This is a genomic window from Tabrizicola sp., assembly GCF_036781545.1.
Classification (GTDB): Bacteria; Pseudomonadota; Alphaproteobacteria; order Rhodobacterales; family Rhodobacteraceae; genus Tabrizicola.
The window spans coordinates 1-3951 of sequence record NZ_DAIQAT010000235.1; the positions used below are offsets into that span (position 1 = coordinate 1).

At 64.2% G+C, this 3951-nt stretch carries 7 protein-coding genes; 1 reads left to right on the plus strand and 6 read right to left on the minus strand.

The annotated features are described in order from the left end of the window. Window positions 1-200 precede the first annotated feature (200 nt). Together rplO and V7Q39_RS19845 are read right to left on the minus strand one after the other, a co-directional pair. On the minus strand, window positions 201-680 hold the full coding sequence (rplO, locus tag V7Q39_RS19840) for a 50S ribosomal protein L15 (RefSeq protein WP_333818339.1): 480 nt from the start codon (window positions 678-680) through the stop codon (window positions 201-203). A 217-nt stretch (window positions 681-897) separates the two neighbouring features. Then, entirely contained in the window at window positions 898-1338 is a 441-nt protein-coding gene (locus V7Q39_RS19845; RefSeq protein ID WP_333818340.1) for a GFA family protein, read from the minus strand. Between the two features lie 176 nt (window positions 1339-1514). Here V7Q39_RS19845 and V7Q39_RS19850 point away from each other — a divergent pair, with 176 nt between their 5' ends. Next, a complete protein-coding gene (locus tag V7Q39_RS19850) occupies window positions 1515-1976 on the plus strand; it encodes an MAPEG family protein (RefSeq protein ID WP_333818341.1) in 462 nt (153 codons plus the stop codon). 134 nt (window positions 1977-2110) lie between these two features. Here the strand turns inward: V7Q39_RS19850 and rpmD are convergent, their stop codons facing one another. The 4 genes from rpmD to rplF all read right to left on the minus strand — a co-directional run bounded on the left by rpmD (window position 2111) and on the right by rplF (window position 3926). Next, window positions 2111-2323 carry a 50S ribosomal protein L30 gene (rpmD, locus tag V7Q39_RS19855; RefSeq protein ID WP_333818342.1) on the minus strand — a complete coding sequence of 71 codons (213 nt, stop codon included), beginning with the start codon at window positions 2321-2323 and terminating at the stop codon, window positions 2111-2113. Window positions 2324-2325: 2 nt separating this feature from the next. Then, window positions 2326-2901: a 30S ribosomal protein S5 gene (rpsE, locus tag V7Q39_RS19860; RefSeq protein ID WP_333818343.1), complete on the minus strand. Its 576-nt coding sequence runs from the start codon at window positions 2899-2901 to the stop codon at window positions 2326-2328. Window positions 2902-3021: 120 nt separating this feature from the next. Continuing rightward, on the minus strand, window positions 3022-3381 hold the full coding sequence (gene rplR / locus V7Q39_RS19865) for a 50S ribosomal protein L18 (protein ID WP_333818344.1): 360 nt from the start codon (window positions 3379-3381) through the stop codon (window positions 3022-3024). A gap of 11 nt (window positions 3382-3392) precedes the next feature. Further along, complete coding sequence (rplF, locus tag V7Q39_RS19870) at window positions 3393-3926, minus strand: 50S ribosomal protein L6 (RefSeq protein ID WP_333818345.1); 534 nt, start codon at window positions 3924-3926, stop codon at window positions 3393-3395. Between the last annotated feature and the right edge of the window lie 25 nt (window positions 3927-3951).

Here is a 3951-nt window from a genome sequence, read left to right on the forward strand (position 1 = left end):
AGGCCGATCGTGAAGAGGATGCGTTGGCGCAGGTCGGTCGCCTTGCCGAGCATGCCCCAGCTGAGGTTCGCCGCCATTTGCTCTGCAGCAGATGCCATGTCAGGTCTCTTTCAAGCCAAGCGCCGCCGGACCGTTCTCCGGTTCGGCGGCGCGGGAAAACTTGGTGTGATGTAAGCGACCTGATGGCCGCTCACAATCCCTTATTCAGCCGCGGCGGCGACCGGTGCCAACAGAGTGACCTTGCCACCCGCCTTTTCGACCGCTTCGACCGCCGAAGCCGAGGCGCCGGTGACGGTCAGGGTGAGCTTCGACTTCAGCTCGCCCTTGGCCAGCACGCGGATGCCGTCGCGCTTGTTCGAGGTCACGCCGGCCGCGACCAGCGCGTCTTCGGTGATCTCTTCCTTGGCGTTCAGCTTGCCCGCGGCGATGAACTTCTCGATCAGGCCGAGGTTGACCACCGAATAGTGCAGCTTGTTCGGCTTGGTGAAGCCGCGCTTCGGCAGGCGGCGATAGAGCGGCATCTGCCCGCCTTCGTAGCCACCCAGAGCCACGCCCGAGCGGGATTTCTGGCCCTTGATCCCGCGCCCGGCGGTCTTGCCCTTGCCCGAGCCGGGGCCGCGCGCCACGCGTTTCTTCTTCTTCGCCGCGCCTTCGTTGTCGGCGAGTTCATGCAGTTTCATGTCGCTTCTCCTTGCCGGAAACGCCCCCGAAGCGAGAACGGGGCGACCACGGCTTTTCTTGATTCTCATGGCCGGGACTGGCCACCGGGGGGCCTTACAGGAAGGCGGGGGGCTTGGCAAGGGAAAGGCTGCCCGCGCGCGGGCAGCCTTTTGGATCACATGATTTCAATGAGTTAGCGAATCGCGTTAGGGCGGCGTTATCCCATGGAAGCCGGTTTCACGCGCCCTTCGGCCAGACGAAGCTGGGCTGGAGGCCGGAGTAGACCGGGCGGCCGTCCTGCGGGGCCGGATAGCCCTTCGTCTCGTCCCAGAAGGCGTGATAGGTGGCCTTGGGGAACTTGGCGTCGTCGTAGCCCATGACGTTCGGCACGGCCACACGGATGCGGCCCTGCTTGTCGTCCAGCATCAGGACCGCGCCGCAGTCGGTGCAGAGGCAGATCTCCAGCGGGCCGTCAGGGTTCTGGGCGTTGAAGGGGACGCGCTTGATCTTCTCGGGGTGGTCGACCTGGATATCGCCATGGTTGAAGAAAGCGACATGGGTGGTGTGCTGGCCCGTCACCGACTTGCAGACGTTGCAGTGGCACTCGTGGTTGTCGATGGGCTCGGCGCTGGCCGTGACATGGACGTGTTCGCAGCCGCCGGCGTAATGCGTGGTCATGGTTTCCTCCCTTGGACGACCCCCTGCCCTTGTCGGGTCAGGGTCGAGTCGTTGAGAGAAGCGTAGCACCGCAGAATGACGCGGGGTAAGATTTTGCGACATGGGCAGGACGGTCTCCGACCGGACACTGACAGGTCCGGGCGGATTTCCAAACTGCCCGACGGGGAGGGATCGACATGGGATATTTCACGACCGAGAACCCGGTTTTTGTCACCTGGATGATCGCCACTGCGCTGACCGTGCTGAAGGTGATGGGACAGGGCTGGATGACGGTCTACCGGATGATGAAGGCCGGTGGTGGCTATGCCGCGCCCGAGGACCTGCGGCCCGGCCTGATCAACAAGGCGCCGGACCCACAGCAGCTGGAGGTTAACGACTATGTCGACCGCTCGCGTCGGATGCACCGGAATGATCTGGAGAATATCCCGGCCTTCTGGGCAGCGGGGCTGATCTTCGTGGCGGTCGGACCGCCGCTATGGCTGGCACAGGCGCTGATGTACGGCTTCGTCGCGGCCCGGGCGGCCCATGCGGTGGCCTATGCCACAGCCCGGTCGCATGAGGTTCGGGCGACATTCTACACGCTGGGGTCGCTGATCGTGATGGCGATGGCGGTTTACGCGCTGGTGGCGGTGATGTGAGGGACGGGGCGCGCGCAGGCCTGGAAAGGGTCACCACGCTGCTTCCCGCCCGAGCCAGCGCAGAACAGGAAACGCCCCCGCGGGTCCGCGAGGGCGTTTGATGCCAGTGAATCGGGGGAAGCCCCGACCTTGGATTACCCGCGCTCTTCGATGATCTCGACCAAGTGGCTGATCGAATTCACCATGCCGCGGACGGAAGGGGTGTCCTCCAGCTCGCGGGTGCGGTTCATCTTGTTCAGGCCGAGGCCCTTCAGGGTCGCGGTCTGCACGGCCGGACGGCGCGCGGCAGAGCGGACTTGCTTCACGACGATGGTTTTCTTCGCGGCGTCAGATTTCTTGGCAGCCATGTTCAGGCCTCCACGGTTTCGGCTTCGGGTTTCCGAAGGATTTCGGCGACCTTCTTGCCACGACGCGACGCGACCGAACGGGGCGAGGCTTCGTGCTTCAGCCCGTCGATGGTGGCGCGGATCATGTTGTAGGGGTTCTGGCTGCCGATCGACTTGGCGACGACGTCCTGGATGCCCAGCATCTCGAACACGGCGCGCATCGGGCCGCCGGCGATGATGCCGGTCCCGGCCACAGCGGTGCGCATCACGACTTTCCCGGCGCCGTGGCGGCCTTCCATGTCATGGTGCAGCGTGCGGCTGTCCTTGAGCGCGACGCGGATCATCGAGCGCTTGGCCTGTTCGGTGGCCTTGCGGATCGCTTCCGGCACTTCCTTGGCCTTGCCCTTGCCGAAGCCGACACGACCGCGCTGGTCACCGACCACGACGAGAGCTGCAAAGCCGAAGCGCTTGCCACCCTTGACGGTTTTCGAGACGCGGTTGATCGCGACCAGACGGTCGGCGAATTCCGGGGTTTCTTCCGGGCGGTTGTCGCGGCGGTCTCCGCCCCGATTGTCCCGGCGATTGTCACGTTCTGCCATAAGGCATTCCTTCATTGGTGGCGCGAAGCGCGCCGTCTATAACCAACCCTGGTGTCGCCGATCATGCCGGAGACCCGGATCATCGGGGCGGCGCGCCCATGTGGGGCGCCGCCCGCTGGATCAGAACTTCAAGCCGCCTTCACGGGCCGCATCGGCCAGCGCCTTGATCTTGCCGTGGAACAGGAAGCCGCCACGGTCGAAGTAGCATTCCTCGACCCCGGCCTTCTTGGCCCGTTCCGCAATCGCGGCGCCCACTTTCGCGGATGCCTCGACATTGTTCTTGCCGACCACGCCGAGGTCTTTCTCCAGCGTGGAGGCCGCCGCAATCGTCACACCCTTCGCGTCGTCGATCAGCTGAACGCTGATGTTCTTCGACGAACGGTGCACCGACAGCCGCAGACGACCATGCGAGGTCGCCTTGATCTTGTTCCGGACGCGCAGGCGGCGCTTGAGGAACAGCTCGCGTTTTTTCAAAGCCATTTTCGCCACCCTTACTTCTTCTTGCCTTCCTTGCGGAAGATATACTCATCCTTGTAGCGGATGCCCTTGCCCTTGTAGGGCTCGGGCGCGCGCCATTCGCGGATGTTCGCGGCCACCTGGCCGACCAGCTGCTGGTCGATGCCTTCCACGGTGATCTCGGTCTGCTTCGGGACCGTGATGGTCACGCCCTTCGGCACGTCGAAGTTCACTTCGTGGGAATAGCCGAGCGACAGTTTCAGGACGTTGCCAGCCATCGCAGCGCGGTAGCCGACGCCCTGGATTTCCAGTTCCGACTTGAAGCCGGTGGAAACGCCGGTGACGAGGTTGTCGATCATCGAGCGGGTCATACCCCACTGCTGGCGCGCACGCTTCGAGAGGCCACGCGGGGTGACCTTGACGGCATCGCCCTCGATGGTCAGCGTGACGTCGTCGCCCGCGGTGAAGCTGCGGGTGCCTTTCGGACCCTTCACCTCGATGGTCTGGCCGCTGATCGAGGCAGAGGTGCCTTTGACCAAGGTGACGGGTTTCTTGCCGATACGAGACATGGAACCCTCCTCAGAACACGGTGCA

Bases quoted from the DNA above. Each gene is read 5' to 3' on its own strand.
- V7Q39_RS19850 (WP_333818341.1), top strand. From the start codon at position 1,515: ATGGGATATTTCACGACCGAGAACCCGGTTTTTGTCACCTGGATGATC.
- rpmD (WP_333818342.1), bottom strand. From the start codon at position 2,323: ATGGCTGCCAAGAAATCTGACGCCGCGAAGAAAACCATCGTCGTGAAG.
- rplF (WP_333818345.1), bottom strand. From the start codon at position 3,926: ATGTCTCGTATCGGCAAGAAACCCGTCACCTTGGTCAAAGGCACCTCT.
- rpsE (WP_333818343.1), bottom strand. From the start codon at position 2,901: ATGGCAGAACGTGACAATCGCCGGGACAATCGGGGCGGAGACCGCCGC.
- V7Q39_RS19845 (WP_333818340.1), bottom strand. From the start codon at position 1,338: ATGACCACGCATTACGCCGGCGGCTGCGAACACGTCCATGTCACGGCC.
- rplR (WP_333818344.1), bottom strand. From the start codon at position 3,381: ATGGCTTTGAAAAAACGCGAGCTGTTCCTCAAGCGCCGCCTGCGCGTC.
- rplO (WP_333818339.1), bottom strand. From the start codon at position 680: ATGAAACTGCATGAACTCGCCGACAACGAAGGCGCGGCGAAGAAGAAG.